Below are 14,888 nucleotides of genomic sequence, written 5' to 3'. Positions count from 1 at the left end.
GGTGCTGGCGGTAGTGGCGCGGCTGCTCCATGGTGAAGGTATTGGCATGGACGACAGGAGACGAGCCGTGGTCGAGCCGCTGACAAGCGCACAGGTGTATCAGGCATGCCCGGAGGAGGCCTTCGCCTTCGAGGTCACCAGCGAGCTGGAGTCGCTGGACCTGCTGGCGGGGCATGAGCGGGCGCGGGAGGCGCTGGCTTTCGGCACGGCGATCCGCAGCGACGGCTTCAACCTCTTCGTGCTGGGCCAGCCGGGGCACGGCAAGCACAACCTGGTGGGCCGCTACCTGACCGAGCGCTCCAGCCAGGACGCCTCGCCGCCGGACTGGTGCTACCTCTACAACTTCGAGGATCCCTCGGTGCCGCTCTACCTGCAGCTGCCGGCGGGGCTGGGGCGTCAGCTCAGGCGTGACATCGAGTCGCTGGTGGAGGAGCTGCGCGGGGCCATCCCGGCGGTGTTCGAGAGCGACGAGTACCAGAACCGCCTGCAGGAGCTGAAGCAGGCCATGGGCGAGCGCCAGCGCGATGCCGTGGAGGCGGTTCGCCGCGAGGCCCGCGAGCAGGGCGTGCTGCTGCTCTCCACCCCCAACGGCTTCACCTTCGCCCCCGCCGATGGCGACAGCGACAAGATGCTATCGCCCAAGGAGTACGAGAAGCTCCCCGAGGAGGAGCGCGAGCGAATCGAGCACACGGTGGAGATCCTGCAGCGCAAGCTGACCCAGGCGATCCGCCGCATGCCGAAGCTGGCCAAGGAGCTGCGCGATCAGGTCCAGCAGCTCAACGAGGAGGTGCTGCAGACCGCCATCGGCGCGCCCCTGTCGGAGCTCGAGGAGCGCTACCAGCACGAGGAGGGCGTGATCGCCCACCTGACGGCGATCCGCGAGGCGATCCTGCAGCACGCCGACTCCTTCATCAACGAGGAGGCGGAGATCCCGCCCGAGGCGATCTTCAGCCGCTGCTACCTCAACCTGCTGGTGGACAACGCCGACACCGAGGGGGCGCCGGTGATCTACCAGGACCTGCCGGGCCACCAGCACCTGGTGGGACGCATCGAGCACCATGTGCACAACGGCACCCTGCTCACCGACTTCTCGCTGATCCGCGCCGGCGCCCTGCACCGTGCCAACGGCGGCTACCTGGTGCTGGATATCCGTGGCCTGCTCACCCAGCCTGGCGCCTGGGAGACCCTCAAGCGCGTGCTGCGCGCCGGCGAGATCCGCACCGAGTCGCTGGAGCAGGCCTACGGCCTGATCAGCACGGTGAGCCTGGAGCCCCAGCCGATCCCCCTGGACATCAAGGTCGTGCTGCTCGGCGAGCGGCTGCTCTACTACCTGCTGTGCGAGCACGACCCCGAGTTCCTGGAGCTGTTCAAGGTACAGGTGGACCTGGAGGACGAGCTCGAGCGCAGCGACGAGAGCCTGGCGCTCTACGCGCGGATGATCGCCACCCTGGCGCGGGAGGCGGCGCTGGCTCCGCTGGATCGCAGCGGGGTGGCGGCCACCATCGAGCGAGCCAGCCGCCTGGCCGATGACCAGAAGCGGCTGACCGCGCGCCATCGTGATCTCCACGACCTGCTGATGGAGGCCGACCACTGGGCCAGCGTGGCGGGTTCCAGCGTGATCCGACGCGAGGATATCGAGAAGGCGGTGGCCCAGCAGCTGTGGCGGGCGGGTCGCATCCGCGAGCGCAGCCATGAGCAGATCACCCGCGGCAGCGTGATGATCGCCACTCAGGGGCGCGTGGTGGGGCAGGTCAACGGCCTCTCGGTGCTCGCGCTGGGCGACTTCGCCTTCGGCCAGCCGACTCGCATCACCGCGACGGCCAGGCCCGGCAGCGGCCAGGTGGTGGACATCGAGCGCGAGGCGCGCCTGGGCGGGCGCATCCACTCCAAGGCGGTGATGATCCTGTCGCGCTACCTGGCCGGGCGCTACGCCGCCGAGAGCCCGCTGTCGCTGTCGGCGAGCCTGGCCTTCGAGCAGTCCTACGGCGGCATCGAGGGCGACAGCGCCTCGGTGGCGGAGGTGTGTGCGCTGGTCTCGGCCATCGCCCGGGTAGGGCTCGACCAGGCCTTCGCGGTCACCGGCTCCATCGACCAGCACGGCGAGGTGCAGGCGGTGGGTGGCGTCAACGAGAAGATCGAGGGCTTCTTCGATGTCTGCGTCGCCCGCGGCGAACTTGAGGGCCAGGCGGTGATCCTGCCGGCCACCAACGTCGAGCACCTGATGCTCAAGCGCGAGGTGCGCGAGGCGATGGAGGGGGGCCGTTTCCGTATCTTCGCGGTGCGTCATGTGGACGAGGCATTGACCCTGCTGACCGGCGAGACCCTTGGCGAAGCCGACGAGGCGGGCAGCTTCCCGGCAGAGAGCCTCAATGGCAGGGTCCAGGCGCGCCTGGCCAGGTTCCAGGAGGTGGTGAAGGCCGCCTCCGGCAACGGTGACGAGCAGGCCGCCGAGGGCGGCGAGGAGGGCGGCGATGACGCCTGAGCTGCCATCCACCGAGCCTGGGCGTTCCACCGCGACGGGGCTAACCTCCGATGAGGCGCTGCGGGTATTGGCGCTGCTCGACGACTCCCGTCAGGGACTGGCGGCGCTGCAGGCCGCGGCGGCCCTGGCCGAGCAGGCGCGCGCCGAACTGGTGGCGCTGTTCGTGGAGGATCTCGACCTGCTGGCCTGCGCGGCCTTCCCCTTCTCGCGGGAGGTGGGAGCCAGCAGCGGGGTGGCCCGCCCGCTCTCCAGCGAGAGCCTGGAGGCGAGCCTTGCCCGCCAGATGCAGCGGGTGCAGCGTGCGCTGCGCCTGGCGGCGGAGGGCCGCGCGCTGCGCCATCGCCTGCAGGTGAGCCGCGGCCAGGTGGCGAGCGTCGCCCTGGAGGAGGCCGGGCCCGGCGACGTGCTTGTGCTGGGCAAGGCGGGGCTCTCGGCGCGCTGGGGCAATCGCCTGGGCTCCACCAGCCAGCGCCTGCTGCTGGAGGCGCCCTGCACGGTGATCATCTGGGACGAGCGCCACCCGCCGGAGCCGGGCCCGCTGCGCTACTTCCGTGGCGAGGTACCGGCGCTGCCCTGGGGCGAGACGCCGGAGGAGGCGGTGCGCCGCCATCCGCTGTTCCTGGGTCGCGAGGAACTCGCCCCCATGGACGCCCCGGCGCTGGAGCGCTTCCTCGCTCGCGCCCGCCGCGGCGCCCTGGTGATCACCCGCGCGCGGCTGATCACGCTGCTGGAACAGGATGTCGACCTGCTGGCCCGTATCCCGGTGCCAGTTGTCGTGGTGCCTTGAGATCGCCTCACCAGTTCATTGGAGTTCGTATGAAACGAATCAGCGATGTTGATCTCCGGGGAAAACTTGAGTCTGTCCTCGATGATCTGAGTGAGCCTGTGATGGTGGCTCGGGGCTCGGGTGAGCCGGTTGTGTTGCTGTCATATCAAGAGTTCCGGTCTCTCCAAGAGACTTTGTATCTCATGGCAAGTCCGCGAAATGCACAGCGTCTCAATGAAGCTATTGCTGAGGTCTCACATCCCCCAGCTGACTCGGAAGGATAGCCCGGTGACCACGAAGGCCACCGAGAGCAGGGTGACCGCGGCGATATGCCAGCCCATCAGCGGCAGGGTGGCGGCGGAGAGTCGCGGGATGACCCGTAAGCGGGCGTGGGTGGCGACCAGGGCGGTGAGCAGCAATAGCGCAAGCTTCACTCGGATCAGGTGGGCGATGGGGCCGGCGTCCGGGTCGAACCACAGCGAAAGCGACGGCACCTTCTGCCAGGCCAGCCACAGGCCGGTGACGGTCTGCACCACCAGCGCCGGCATGCCAATCCGCTCGTAGCCCTGTTCGAACCACTCAAGCGCGGCGATGTCGCGCCCCTTGAGTACCCGCGGCAGGATGGTGAAGGCGAGCACCAGATGGCCGCCGGTCCAGACGGTGGCACCGAGCAGGTGCAGGAGCAGCAGGGTGGCGGTCATGGTGCCCTCCATGGCGAGAACGATTGTCGCTTATTCTACCGGTCCGACACCGCCGGGCTATCTCTCCAAGGGGGTAGCGGGTGGTATCGTGGGCGCCGACACTTCATCGCAGGAGCCGCCATGACCCACCCCTCGAACACTCCCAAGGAAGCTCGGGCCGAGACCTCGCCCCAGGCCAGGAGCGGCCGCTACGAGCGGCTCTTCGAGCGCTTCCTGTGGAACAGCCGCCTGCTGGTGATGCTGGCGGTGGTGCCGAGCCTGCTGGGGGCGCTGGTGCTCTTCATCATCGGCACCCTGGATATCCTCAAGCTTACGGTGACCGCCGCCACCTACTACCTGGTCGGCGGCCAGCCTGACATCCACGAGACGGTGGTGCCCAGCGTGGTGATGGCGGTGGACATCTATCTGGTGGCCATCGTGCTGCTGATCTTCGGCCTCGGCGTCTACCGGCTGTTCGTCTCGCCCATCGAGCCCGCGGAGTCGCATCCCGCCTCCAACCCCTTCAACGTCAGCTCCTTCGACGAGCTCAAGGACAAGATCGCCCGGGTGGTGATCCTGGCGGTGATCATCGAGTTCTTCCGCGCCGTGGTGGACATCACCTTCGCCACACCGCTGGACGCCATCTACCTGGCGCTCTCCGTCCTGGCGCTGGCCGCGGCGCTCTACCTGATGAGTCGCGCCCACAAGCACCACCACAAGTAGGGGTAGCGAGCCGTCGCTGTCCGCTGTGGCACAATACCGGGTCTGAACATCGACAAGGATCGCCAATGGCCTATGTACTGGTGATGGGCGGCCTCGCGCTCTCGGTCAGCTTCACCCTGGGCTGGGCGCTGTGGCGTCTGGGTCGCGTGGCGCTGCGCTGGCTCACCGGCGGGACCCCGAGCGGCCGCTCGAAGGTTACGCCCAAGCCCCGGCAACGGGGCGCCAGCCGCTCCGCCGCGCCCAAGGCGGCCGCCAAGGCCAAGCCGGCTTCTACCAAGAGCACCAAGGCAGCCAAGCCGCCGAGAGAGCCCTGGGGCCTGACCCGTTGGCTGGCCGGGTGCCACTCCCTGCTGCCCCTGGCCAGCCTTGGGCTGATGCTCTACGCCCTGGGGCGCATCGTCGTTTTCGGCCTCGACCACCGTCCCGTCGAGGCCCCCAGCGGCTTCGCCGGCCTGGTCGATGGTCTCGGCTGGGCTGCCGCCATCCTGCTCGGCCTCGCCGTGCTCTCCCTGCTGGCCCGTTGGCGCTGCCGTGACTAACCCCGCTTGGGGTCAGACCCCTCAACTCGCTTTAGGGCCTGACCCCAAGGCGGCGAACCCGAGGGCGGCTGGCAGGTCCCAGCCTTAGCGAATGACAAGGAGACGCCTGTGCTAGCCAATATCCAGCGGTTCTTCCAGGAGATGCTGTCGGAGGGAGAGGCCGGCGCCGGCCACGAGACGCCGAGCCTGGAGCTCGCCGCGGCGGCGTTGCTCTGCGAGGTGATGCGTGCCGACTACGAGGTGACCGATGACGAACTCACGGCCCTGCGGCGGTTACTGCGTGAGCACCTCGAGCTCGGCGATGAGGCCATCGACGAGCTGATGACGCTGGCCCGGGAGGAGGTCGACGACGCCGTCGACCACTACCAGTTCGTCTCGCTGATCCGCGAGCACTACGCCTATGGACGGCGCGTGGAGCTGGTGCAGATGATGTGGGCCCTGGCGCTTGCCGATGGCGAGCACCATCACCTGGAGGAGCACCGTATCCGGCAGTTAGCCGATCTGCTGCACGTCAGCCACAGCGACTTCATCCGCACCAAGCTGAGGGTGCAGGAGGCGAACGACACCACAGGCTGAGCGCGTGCCTCGGCCGTTTCGACCAATGGCTGGCGATATCCACGCCGTCGTGCAAGTGTTATGTTTTATTCAACACTTGCCTGGTCCATGCTGAAGGCAAGCCCATGCCCCTTCAGGAGCCTCGATCATGTCCTCGACCCCGTTTGCGGATATCACCTCGACCTCGACTGCGCCGTTCCCCGGATCCGCCGATGCCTCGGCGATCAACCGCCACTACTGGATGCCGTTCAGCGCCAACCGTGACTTCCACGCCCATCCGCGGGTGATCACCGGTGCCGAGGGGCGCTACTTCATCGACGATCGTGGCCGCCGGCTGTTCGACTCCCTCTCGGGGCTGTGGACCTGCGGTGCCGGCCACAACCGCGAGGAGATCCAGCAGGCGGTGGCCCGCCAGCTGGGTACCCTGGACTATGCGCCCGGCTTCCAGGTCGCCCATCCGCTGGCCTTCCAGCTGGCCGAGCGGATTGCCGGCCTGACCCCAAAAGGGCTGGACCATGTGTTCTTCACCGACTCCGGCTCGGAGTCGGCGGACACCGCGCTGAAGATGGCCAAGGCCTACTGGCGTGCGAAGGGGCGCCCGGAGAAGACCCGTCTGATCGGCCGCGCCAAGGGCTATCACGGGGTCAACGTGGGCGGCACCAGCCTCGGTGGCATCGGCGGCAACCGCAAGCACTACGGCCAGCTGATGGAGGTGAGCCACCTGCCGCATACCCTGCAGCCGGGGCATGCCTTCACCCGGGGCCAGGCGGAGAGCGGGGCCGAGCTGGCCGACGCGCTGCTCGACCATATCGCCCTGCATGACGCCTCCAACATCGCCGCGGTGATCGTCGAGCCGATGTCCGGCTCCGCCGGGGTGATCGTGCCGCCCAAGGGGTATCTCGAGCGGCTACGCGAGATCTGCTCCGCCCACGATATCCTGCTGATCTTCGACGAGGTGATCACCGCCTTCGGGCGCAGCGGCGCGCGCACCGGGGCCGAGGCCTTCGGCGTGGTGCCGGACATGATGACCATCGCCAAGCAGCTCACCAACGGCGCGGTGCCCATGGGGGCGGTGATCGCATCAAACGAGATCTACGACACCTTCATGCACGCCGGTGGCCCCGAGCACGCCATCGAGTTTCCCCATGGCTACACCTACAGCGGCCATCCGGTGGCCTGCGCCGCCGGCCTGGCCGCTCTGGACCTGTTCGAGCGCGAGGACTTCCCGGCCCAGGTGCGGGCCATCGCCCCGGCCTTCGAGGCCAAGCTGCACGCCCTCAAGGGACGCCCGCATGTGGTGGATATTCGCAACTACGGCCTGGCTGGGGCGATCCAGCTCGCGCCGCGGGACGGCGACCCGACCATTCGTCCCCGCGATGCCCACCTGGCGCTGTGGGAGGCGGGCTTCTACGTGCGCTTCGGCGGCGACACCCTGCAATTCGGTCCGCCCTTCGCCAGCACCGAGGCGGAGCTGGAGCGGCTGTTCGATGCGGTGGCGGAAGCGTTGGACAGGCTCGTGTAATCTCGCTGCTTGCCCAGCGCGTTCATGGTCCTGGGCACGCGTCTACAGATGATGGCAAGAAATGTACCATGCCCCTGTCGACAGGCATGCGGGGGCATGGTGTGTCTGTCGGGAAACGTCAATGGGAAGCCAGTTCGTTGTAGAAGGCCGGGTTGTCACGAAGTGTCGCCAGTACCTTGGCGGCCAGTCCCGTGGGATTTCGGCGCTTGGTTTCCCAGCTCCTGATGGTGTCGACGCTAGTGCCCATGGCCTCGGCAAACTCCGCCTGCGACACATGTAGCTGGGCCCTGATGGCCTTCACGTCGGCGACCTCATGTCGCGTGACGCGACTGGCCTGGGTCTTACCCTGTTTGATGTCGACGGCTTCCTGAAGCGATGTCTGGAGTTCGTCAAAGATGCTCATGCGGACGCCTCCCCTTTCAACTGGCGTGTCAGGTTTTTTAATGCGGCCTTCTCGGCGAGCGACAGACTATCTTTGACGCTCTTGGGATAGGCCAGAATCAAGTAGATACGTTCGGCGGTCGCCAGTAAGTAGATCACCCGCGCTCCACCGCTTTTGCCTTGATGGCCAAGTGGCATGCGAATCTTGCGCAAACCGCCTGTGCCTTGAATCAGGTCGCCCTTGTCGGGTTGGGCGATCAGGGTGCGTTGAAGCTCCTTGAATTCGTCATCTGTGGCAATGGCCTGGATCTGCCGGGTGAAGGTCGGCGTTTCGATGAACTCGATGGCATGACTCACGTCAGGCGCTTCCTGGGAACGAGGCATTGATACTTGTACATGGTACATCTTCTGTTTGAGAGAGTCGACTATTCTCGTCAGGCAACGTGATGCTCACCTGGCGCTGTGGGAGGCGGGCTTCTACGTGCGCTTCGGCGGCGACACCCTGCAGTTCGGCCCGCCCTTCGCCAGCACCGAGGCGGAGCTGGAGCGGCTGTTCGATGCGGTGGCGGAAGCGTTGGATAACCTGGCCTGATCACACCTCCAGGTCGTCCAGCCCCGCCTGGACCTGCTGCGACAATAGGTGAGGGAAGGCTCTCTCCACCGCTCGCGTGGTGGGAAGCTCGCGAAGCTCGTGATGCAGCAGGCTGGCGACGATTCTGGCCTGTGCCTGATCGCGGTGGCGCTTCAAAGCATCCCTGTCTGGCTGGTGGCCGGCGTGCCACTTGTGGAGGAGGAACGCCCGGGGGTCGATAGTCGTCAGACGTAGCGGCATGCCGCGCTCGTCAAAGGCCACCGCCTCGAAGCTAGGCGAGGCGATGGCCCATTTGAGCGACTCGATGCCCACCGGCTTGAGGTCAGTGGTTTCCAGCTGTCGCTCGAAGTCGCTCATCGGCATCGGATTGGCAGTCTGGGTAATCAGGTCGACACGGTAGCCATTGGCATTGCCGGCTCGGAACTCGAACTGCCCAGCCGTGATCGGTGCAAAGGTCTTGTCGCTGGCCTGGATGACCGACAACAATGTGTCTCCTTCCAGGGTCGCCACGATGCGCAGCCCCTGGCGGGCATCCATCAGCACGTTCATATCGGCGGTCGCCAGATGTTGGGGGTCGATCCTGACTCCCGCTCGAGCCTCGTAGGCGTACAGGGCATTGGTGCCGATGATGCGGAACGGGATGCTGCGACGTTGCAGGGCGCGAATCACCCGAGCGCCAACCAGGGGGAAACGGTTCAACCGATTGGCGCGCACGTAGGCCGCGTGCAACCGTAGCTGCTCTTTCAGGCTGGCGTCGCGTTCCTTGTAGGCGGCCTTGCGGGTATTGAACTTTGCCTTCGTCTGCTCGGTTTCCTCGCTGCGGGGACCGATGGAGTGGTTCTTGCCGCCGGTGTAGCAGCGATAGAGGTAGTCACGACCTTTGATCCGCTTCCAGTGCATCGACCCCTCGACGTATCGAGCGCCAGTGCGGTGCTGCTCCAGCGCCTCGAACAGTTGGCTGGCGTTGATGGCGACACGAGAGGCTTCGGGCCCAAAAGGCATGTAGGACATCGGTAGGTCCACCTCGTTAACAAATTCATGTCTATTTATTATTCTATATTTGTTAACTTCACGACATCAGTGCGATGACGAACACTAGCAGCGAGCGCATGCGGTCTGCGGCATAGTGGGGAAGCGGCGGCGAGGGTTTACCGTTGTGCCTGGGGTGCTGGATAGCTTGTCCTGATTTCTATGTATTATGCAGTATATTTTTTTGCATAGATTTCTAACTACAAAGCAATATCCTGTCAAAGGTTGTAAATATAGAATATCTTGTGATGTTCTCCACGCTATGATGCGACCTGACGCCGCCACCGGGTCGCATTCGACCCGATGGCGGCATGGCGTCTATCGTTGAGTCAGGCCTCGCCGGGTGGCGGGGCCTGCGTGCATGTCAGAGGAGGGGAGCGTGATGTCTCGTGAGATCGTGGTGTTGGGAGCCGGCATGGTCGGCGTTTCGGTGGCCTGGCATCTGGTGCGCCAGGGCCATGCGGTGACGCTGGTGGATCGCCGCGAGCCCGGCCGCGAGACCTCCTTTGGCAATGCCGGCATCATCCAGCGCGAGGCGGTGCGTCCCTACGCCTTCCCGCGGGACCTCGGCACCCTGTTGCGGGTGCTGCCCAACCGTGAGGTGGATATCCGCTATCGCCCCACGGGTATGCTCGGCGCGGCGAGCCCGCTGCTGCAGTACTGGCACAACTCCGGCGGCTCGCGCTACCGGAAGATCGTGCCGGAGTACGCCTCGCTGATCATGCGCTGCCTGGAGACCCATGGGCCGATGATCGAGGCCGCCGGGGCGGAGTCACTGGTGCGGCGTGACGGCTGGCTGGAGCTCTACCACACCGAGGCCGCCTTCCAGGATCGCATCAAGGACGCACGCGAGAACCGCGAGCGCTTCGGCGTCGAGTTCGAGGTGCTGGATGCCGCCGGCCTCTACGCCAAGGAGCCGCACCTCAAGAAAGGGCTCGTCGGCGCCATCCACTGGACCCAGCCGTGGACCGTGGCCGACCCGGGCGCGCTGGTGCAGGCCTATGCCGAGCACTTCCGCGAGCAGGGCGGGCGCTTCCTGCAGGCCGAGGTCAAGGCGGTCGAGAAGGCCGGCGCGGGATGGAAGGTCACCACCGACAGTGAGACCCTCGAGGCGCAGCAGGTGGTGGTGGCCATGGGCCCCTGGAGCGGCAAGCTGATGGCGAAGCTGGGCCAGCCGGTGCCGCTCTTCGTCAAGCGCGGCTATCACATGCACTACGCCAGCGCCGACGAGAACGCCCATCTCAACCACTGGATCATGGACGCCGAGACCGGCTTCCTGCTCGAGCCCATGCGTGCCGGCATCCGCCTGACCACCGGCGCCGAGCTGGCCGACCTGGAGGCGCCGCCCCGCTTCAAGCAGCTCAAGGCGGCGGAGGCGGCCGCACGCAGGATCTATCCCCTGGGCGAGCGTCGCGACCCCGAGCCCTGGAAGGGCGCGCGGCCCTGCCTGCCGGACATGAAGCCGATCATCGGCCCGGCACCGGGGCAGGAGGGGCTGTGGCTGGCCTTTGGCCATGGCCACCAGGGCTTCACCCTGGGCCCGGTGACGGGGCTGCTGCTCAGCCAGATGATGGCGGGGGAGACACCCGAGGTGGATATGGCGCCGTTCAGCGCCACACGTTTCTGAAGCAAGCGTTGGTCGGGTGGTCAGTCGCCGGGGCAGCCGCCCCGGCGTTGTCGTTGTTGTCGGGCGCCCTTCTTTTCAGTCGCCGTTGCGGCGCTGCTTGACCTTGTGGGCGCAGAGCTTGATCACCAGGGTGACGATGAACACCAGCCAGCCGGCGGTGGCCACCACATTGAACAGCGTCAGCTTCTGGACCCCGCTCAGCGGCGTGAAGATCAGCTCGAAGCTGACGCCCAGCACGAAGGCGATGAACAGCGGCAGCGCCAGGATGTGCATCCACATCTCGGTGCGACGCTTCCTGACGTGGTAGCGGCGCAGCAGCACCCGTGTCGGCCGATGCACGAAGGTGACCAGCACCACGCTGCCCAGCAGCAGCAGGGCGGCCAGGGTGGGCTCCAGGTTGTCCAGGTAGGCCGACAGGCTGATCGACCAGTACACCACCAGCCACATCAGCCCGGCGGTGATGGCGGCGATATCGGCGTAGTGGCGCACCTTGGGCATCGTCTCTCCCCCGTGAATTCTGGCGGCATGATACGGGATTCCGCGGCTCGCTGGCGAGCGGGCAATTTCATTCGATCTGATTCGTTAAATAGCACGCTATTCTCCTCATCAGATCGATAAACTTGCCTCGAAACCCGAATCTCTCGTTACGATCGGTCAAGCCCGACAGGTTCCTAGCGGGCGAATCTCAGCACCAGCTTGCGCACCCAGTACCAGCGGTTGATCAGCAGCGCGGCGAAGATCAGCGAGCAGCCGGCCAGCTGCAGGGGCGTCATGGTCTCGCCGTACCAGGCGGCGGCCAGCAGCGCCGCCCATACCGCTTCCAGCATCAGGATCACCGCGGCGTGACTCGGGGTGGTGAGCCCCTGGGCATAGACCTGCAGGAAGAAGCGCAGGGTGCTGGCGAGCAGCACGCTGGCCGCGAGCCAGCCCAGGGTGACGCCGCCGATGCGTGCGGGCCAGGGCTCCACCAGCGCCGAGATCGAGCCCAGCACGACGCCCACCACGGTCAGCTGGATGGCGGTGAGGGGCAGGGCGGGCAGGCGGCGTACCACCCGCGTGTTCACGTTGATCAGCAGCGAGAAGAGCACCGCCGAGGTGGCGAACAGCCACTGGCTGGGCTCCAGGCGCAGTCCCGCGTTGAGGGAGAGCAGGGCGAAGCCGACCAGGGCGATGGGCAGCGCGATCCAGGTGGTGCGCGGTGGGCGGTCGCCGAACAGCAGCCTGGCCATGACGGGCACCAGCAGGATGCCCAGGCTGTTGATGAAGGCGCTCTCGCCGAGGTGGCGGGAATGAAAGAGCCCCAGGATCCAGAACGTCAGGGCGCCGCTGAACAGCAGGCCCACGCCGGCCCCGGCGACGACATCTCGCGCCGAGAGCCGGTGCAGCCGGGGCAGGGCGAATGCCATCAGGATCAGGCCCGCCAGCAGGAAGCGGCTGCCGATGAAGAGCAGCGGCGGCATGCCCGCCAGCGCCTCCTTGGAGAAGATCCAGCCGGAGGCGGCGAGCAGGGTGACGGTGAGCAGCAGCAGGTCGGCGCGCAGCGGGCTGCGCTCGAGGGTGTCGGCCATGGGGCGTCCGGGGTCAGGGCAAATCGCCATGTTAGCAGACTAGCGACCGGTGCGGCGCTGCCTGGGGCGGTGCCTTTCGGTATACTCCCCCCATTCGCTGAACCCGCTACCACAGGACGCGCCGTGACCTCCCTGACCCTGACCCGCCCCGACGACTGGCACCTCCACCTTCGCGACGACCAGGCGCTGGCCGCCGTGGTCGCGGCCTCGGCCCGCCAGATGGGCCGCGCCATCATCATGCCCAACCTCAAGCCGCCGGTGACCACCACCGAGCAGGCCCTGGCCTATCGCGAGCGCATCCTGGCGGCGCTGCCCGAGGGCAGCCGCTTCGAGCCGCTGATGACGCTCTACCTCACCGACAACACCCCGGCGGAGGAGATCGAGCGCGCCCATGCCAGCGGTCTGGTGCAGGCGGTGAAGCTCTATCCGGCCGGCGCCACCACCAACTCCGACTCCGGGGTCACCGACCTGGCCCACTGCGACGCGGCCATCGCCGCCATGGCGCGGCTGGGCATCCCGCTGCTGATGCACGGCGAGGTGACCGACGCCGAGATCGATATCTTCGACCGCGAGGCGGTGTTCATCGAGCGGGTGCTCACGCCGCTGCTGGAGCGCCATCCGACCCTCAAGGTGGTCTTCGAGCACATCACCACCGCCGATGCCGCCGAGTTCGTGTCTAGCGCGCCGGCCAACGTGGGCGCCACCATCACCGCCCACCATCTGCTCTACAACCGCAACCACATGCTGGTGGGCGGCATTCGGCCGCACTACTACTGCCTGCCGATCCTCAAGCGCGAACGCCACCGGCAGGCGCTGCTGGCCGCCGCCACTTCGGGCAGTCCGAAGTTCTTCCTGGGTACCGACAGCGCGCCCCACGCCCAGGGCGACAAGGAGAGTGCCTGCGGCTGCGCCGGCGCCTACACGGCACCGGCGGCCATCGAGCTCTACGCCACCGCCTTCGAGGAGGCCGGCGCCCTGGAGCGTCTGGAGGGCTTCGCCAGCCACCATGGCCCGGACTTCTACGGCCTGCCGCGCAACGCCGACACCATCACCCTGGTGCGCGAGCCCTGGACGCTGCCCGAGTCGCTGCCCTACGCCGATGGCCAGCGCATCGTGCCGCTACGCGCCGGCGAGACGCTCGAATGGAAGCTGAAGGGCTAACCGACCTGCACACGATGAAATGCACCACAGATGTTGCTATTGAGCGATTAAGACAATTTTTGAATCTTCGCACTTTGACGTGATTCAGGTTGTAGGAGGGATGCTTTGCATCGCGACGGGAGGCCGAAGGACTCCCAGGTGAAGCCCCCGGATTGGTAAACCGCCAGGGCGCCTGACGGCGCCAGTCGCGAGGCGGAGCCTCCCTCCTACCATGATGTCGCTACCCAAGGGTGGTTACGACACCTATCAGACAGCTTCACGCGAATGTGCGATGAACCCAACTTTTGTGGTGCTTCGAGCGTGTCTGGCAGATTAGCGCGCGTCTTAGCGGTCCCTCCTTTGCCCAGAGCGGCCCACCTGCCGCTCGAGGAAGTCTAGGCCGGCGTCGATGGCGCTGCCGCGAGTCAGGAAGCTGAGGAAGTGGCCGCGGCCGTGCTGGAGGAAGAGCTCGGCCTCCCCGCCCTGGTCGCGCAGCGCCTGGTAGAAGTCGGTGGCGTGGTCCACCGGCACCAGGGTGTCCCAGGTGCCGTGGAACAGGAAGAAGGGCGGCGGCGCCTCGGGGATCTGGCGCGCCGGGGAGGCGAGCCGATACTGTTCCGGCACCTCGGCGCGGGTGCCGCCGAGGAACTGCACCACCAGCCTGCCGTCGTCGAACTTGAACAGGTCGGTGGGGGTGCCGCCTGCCACCACGGCCGCGAGGCGGGCATGCTCGCCACCGTGCGGCGAGGAAAGCGGCCCGTCGCTTCCCGCCAGGGCCAGCAGGCTCACCAGGTGGGCTCCCGAGGAGAAGCCGACCCCGACGACGCGCTCGGTGTCGACGCGCCAGGCCGTGGCGTTGGCATGCAGCCAGGCCATGGCCTGCTGGAGGTCGTGGAGCTGGGCCGGGAAGCGATGCTCCGGGGCGAAGCGGTGCTCGATGTTCAGCGTGACGAAGCCGCGTCGGCTCAGCGACTCGGCGATGGCCTCCATGTCGTCCGGCGTGCGATTGCGCCAGCCGCCGCCGTGGACCAGCAGGGCGGCGGGGCGCAGGGAGCCATCGTCACCCTCTGGCAGCAGGACCCGGGCGTTCAGCGGCTCCGGCCAGTCGTCGGGGGTGTAGCGAAGCTCACCCAGGTCGCGAACGGTCTCCGGTTCGCCGTTTGGCATATCGATGTCATGCGCTACCACCTCGCGACCGTCGCTGTCCAGGTGCGTGCTGGCACAGCCGGCGAGGCCCAGGCTGGCCAGCAGCAGGGCGCCTCGCCACCAGGCCGCTGCCGGCAT

The 14,888-nt window shown here is 67.0% G+C and carries 17 protein-coding genes; 10 read left to right on the top strand and 7 right to left on the bottom strand.

Translation table 11 applies throughout. The annotated features are described in order from the left end of the window. Positions 1–46 precede the first annotated feature (46 nt). From BLP95_RS06810 to BLP95_RS06800, 3 genes are read left to right on the top strand one after another with little or no spacing between them, the layout of a single operon-like run. Positions 47–2,482, top strand: coding sequence for a Lon protease family protein (locus BLP95_RS06810; protein ID WP_089677637.1), 2,436 nt, complete (start codon positions 47–49; stop codon positions 2,480–2,482). Further along, positions 2,472–3,269 (top strand): universal stress protein, encoded by a 798-nt coding sequence (locus BLP95_RS06805; RefSeq protein WP_089677636.1) that lies wholly within the window; start codon positions 2,472–2,474, stop codon positions 3,267–3,269. The genes BLP95_RS06810 and BLP95_RS06805 overlap by 11 nt, the downstream gene beginning before the upstream one ends. A gap of 29 nt (positions 3,270–3,298) precedes the next feature. Continuing rightward, positions 3,299–3,532 (top strand): type II toxin-antitoxin system Phd/YefM family antitoxin, encoded by a 234-nt coding sequence (locus BLP95_RS06800; protein ID WP_089677635.1) that lies wholly within the window; start codon positions 3,299–3,301, stop codon positions 3,530–3,532. On the opposite strand, the gene BLP95_RS06795 is transcribed toward BLP95_RS06800, so the two are convergent. After that, positions 3,503–3,949: a CopD family protein gene (locus tag BLP95_RS06795; protein WP_089677634.1), complete on the bottom strand. Its 447-nt coding sequence runs from the start codon at positions 3,947–3,949 to the stop codon at positions 3,503–3,505. The genes BLP95_RS06800 and BLP95_RS06795 overlap by 30 nt on opposite strands. Positions 3,950–4,069: 120 nt before the next feature. Here BLP95_RS06795 and BLP95_RS06790 point away from each other — a divergent pair, with 120 nt between their 5' ends. The 4 genes from BLP95_RS06790 (at position 4,070) to aptA (ending at position 7,267) form a co-directional block, all read left to right on the top strand. Next, positions 4,070–4,651, top strand: coding sequence for a YqhA family protein (locus BLP95_RS06790; RefSeq protein ID WP_089677633.1), 582 nt, complete (start codon positions 4,070–4,072; stop codon positions 4,649–4,651). A 65-nt stretch (positions 4,652–4,716) separates the two neighbouring features. Further along, positions 4,717–5,190 (top strand): hypothetical protein, encoded by a 474-nt coding sequence (locus BLP95_RS06785; protein ID WP_089677632.1) that lies wholly within the window; start codon positions 4,717–4,719, stop codon positions 5,188–5,190. A gap of 108 nt (positions 5,191–5,298) precedes the next feature. Further along, positions 5,299–5,766 (top strand): tellurite resistance TerB family protein, encoded by a 468-nt coding sequence (locus BLP95_RS06780; RefSeq protein WP_089677631.1) that lies wholly within the window; start codon positions 5,299–5,301, stop codon positions 5,764–5,766. Between the two features lie 220 nt (positions 5,767–5,986). Further along, positions 5,987–7,267, top strand: a complete 1,281-nt coding sequence (gene aptA / locus BLP95_RS06775) for an omega-aminotransferase AptA (RefSeq protein WP_281187374.1) — start codon at positions 5,987–5,989, stop codon at positions 7,265–7,267. A 118-nt stretch (positions 7,268–7,385) separates the two neighbouring features. Here aptA and nadS read toward each other — a convergent pair whose 3' ends face one another. Together nadS and BLP95_RS06765 are read right to left on the bottom strand one after the other, a co-directional pair. Continuing rightward, positions 7,386–7,670: a NadS family protein gene (nadS, locus tag BLP95_RS06770; RefSeq protein WP_089677629.1), complete on the bottom strand. Its 285-nt coding sequence runs from the start codon at positions 7,668–7,670 to the stop codon at positions 7,386–7,388. After that, positions 7,667–8,005, bottom strand: coding sequence for a type II toxin-antitoxin system RelE/ParE family toxin (locus BLP95_RS06765; protein ID WP_089677628.1), 339 nt, complete (start codon positions 8,003–8,005; stop codon positions 7,667–7,669). The genes nadS and BLP95_RS06765 overlap by 4 nt, the downstream gene beginning before the upstream one ends. Before the next feature lie 55 nt (positions 8,006–8,060). Between BLP95_RS06765 and BLP95_RS06760 the strand changes: the two genes are divergently transcribed. After that, positions 8,061–8,240 carry a hypothetical protein gene (locus tag BLP95_RS06760; RefSeq protein WP_089677627.1) on the top strand — a complete coding sequence of 60 codons (180 nt, stop codon included), beginning with the start codon at positions 8,061–8,063 and terminating at the stop codon, positions 8,238–8,240. On the opposite strand, the gene BLP95_RS06755 is transcribed toward BLP95_RS06760, so the two are convergent. After that, complete coding sequence (locus tag BLP95_RS06755; protein WP_089677626.1) at positions 8,241–9,251, bottom strand: GSU2403 family nucleotidyltransferase fold protein; 1,011 nt, start codon at positions 9,249–9,251, stop codon at positions 8,241–8,243. It lies immediately after the preceding gene. 400 nt (positions 9,252–9,651) lie between these two features. Here BLP95_RS06755 and BLP95_RS06750 point away from each other — a divergent pair, with 400 nt between their 5' ends. Next, positions 9,652–10,896: an NAD(P)/FAD-dependent oxidoreductase gene (locus BLP95_RS06750; protein WP_089677625.1), complete on the top strand. Its 1,245-nt coding sequence runs from the start codon at positions 9,652–9,654 to the stop codon at positions 10,894–10,896. 75 nt (positions 10,897–10,971) lie between these two features. On the opposite strand, the gene BLP95_RS06745 is transcribed toward BLP95_RS06750, so the two are convergent. Then, entirely contained in the window at positions 10,972–11,394 is a 423-nt protein-coding gene (locus BLP95_RS06745; protein ID WP_089677624.1) for a hypothetical protein, read from the bottom strand. A gap of 173 nt (positions 11,395–11,567) precedes the next feature. Beyond that, entirely contained in the window at positions 11,568–12,464 is an 897-nt protein-coding gene (locus BLP95_RS06740) for a DMT family transporter (RefSeq protein WP_089677623.1), read from the bottom strand. Positions 12,465–12,587: 123 nt separating this feature from the next. Between BLP95_RS06740 and pyrC the strand changes: the two genes are divergently transcribed. Beyond that, positions 12,588–13,625, top strand: coding sequence for a dihydroorotase (gene pyrC / locus BLP95_RS06735; RefSeq protein ID WP_089677622.1), 1,038 nt, complete (start codon positions 12,588–12,590; stop codon positions 13,623–13,625). 324 nt (positions 13,626–13,949) lie between these two features. Here the strand turns inward: pyrC and BLP95_RS06730 are convergent, their stop codons facing one another. Continuing rightward, positions 13,950–14,888, bottom strand: a complete 939-nt coding sequence (locus BLP95_RS06730; RefSeq protein WP_089677621.1) for an alpha/beta hydrolase — start codon at positions 14,886–14,888, stop codon at positions 13,950–13,952.

It is taken from the genome of Halomonas shengliensis (assembly GCF_900104135.1).
In the GTDB taxonomy this organism is placed as follows: Bacteria; Pseudomonadota; Gammaproteobacteria; order Pseudomonadales; family Halomonadaceae; genus Halomonas; species Halomonas shengliensis.
The sequence above is the reverse complement of the archived record's forward strand: the minus strand, read 5'-3'. Positions and strand labels throughout refer to the sequence as shown.

Excerpts from the sequence above, each read along its gene's own strand:
- BLP95_RS06810 (WP_089677637.1), top strand. The coding sequence starts at position 47 with ATGGACGACAGGAGACGAGCCGTGGTCGAGCCGCTGACAAGCGCACAG.
- BLP95_RS06805 (WP_089677636.1), top strand. The coding sequence starts at position 2,472 with ATGACGCCTGAGCTGCCATCCACCGAGCCTGGGCGTTCCACCGCGACG.
- BLP95_RS06800 (WP_089677635.1), top strand. The coding sequence starts at position 3,299 with ATGAAACGAATCAGCGATGTTGATCTCCGGGGAAAACTTGAGTCTGTC.
- BLP95_RS06795 (WP_089677634.1), bottom strand. The coding sequence starts at position 3,949 with ATGACCGCCACCCTGCTGCTCCTGCACCTGCTCGGTGCCACCGTCTGG.
- BLP95_RS06790 (WP_089677633.1), top strand. The coding sequence starts at position 4,070 with ATGACCCACCCCTCGAACACTCCCAAGGAAGCTCGGGCCGAGACCTCG.
- BLP95_RS06785 (WP_089677632.1), top strand. The coding sequence starts at position 4,717 with ATGGCCTATGTACTGGTGATGGGCGGCCTCGCGCTCTCGGTCAGCTTC.
- aptA (WP_281187374.1), top strand. The coding sequence starts at position 5,987 with ATGCCGTTCAGCGCCAACCGTGACTTCCACGCCCATCCGCGGGTGATC.
- nadS (WP_089677629.1), bottom strand. The coding sequence starts at position 7,670 with ATGAGCATCTTTGACGAACTCCAGACATCGCTTCAGGAAGCCGTCGAC.
- BLP95_RS06755 (WP_089677626.1), bottom strand. The coding sequence starts at position 9,251 with ATGTCCTACATGCCTTTTGGGCCCGAAGCCTCTCGTGTCGCCATCAAC.
- BLP95_RS06750 (WP_089677625.1), top strand. The coding sequence starts at position 9,652 with ATGTCTCGTGAGATCGTGGTGTTGGGAGCCGGCATGGTCGGCGTTTCG.
- BLP95_RS06745 (WP_089677624.1), bottom strand. The coding sequence starts at position 11,394 with ATGCCCAAGGTGCGCCACTACGCCGATATCGCCGCCATCACCGCCGGG.
- BLP95_RS06740 (WP_089677623.1), bottom strand. The coding sequence starts at position 12,464 with ATGGCCGACACCCTCGAGCGCAGCCCGCTGCGCGCCGACCTGCTGCTG.
- BLP95_RS06730 (WP_089677621.1), bottom strand. The coding sequence starts at position 14,888 with ATGCCGGCAGCGGCCTGGTGGCGAGGCGCCCTGCTGCTGGCCAGCCTG.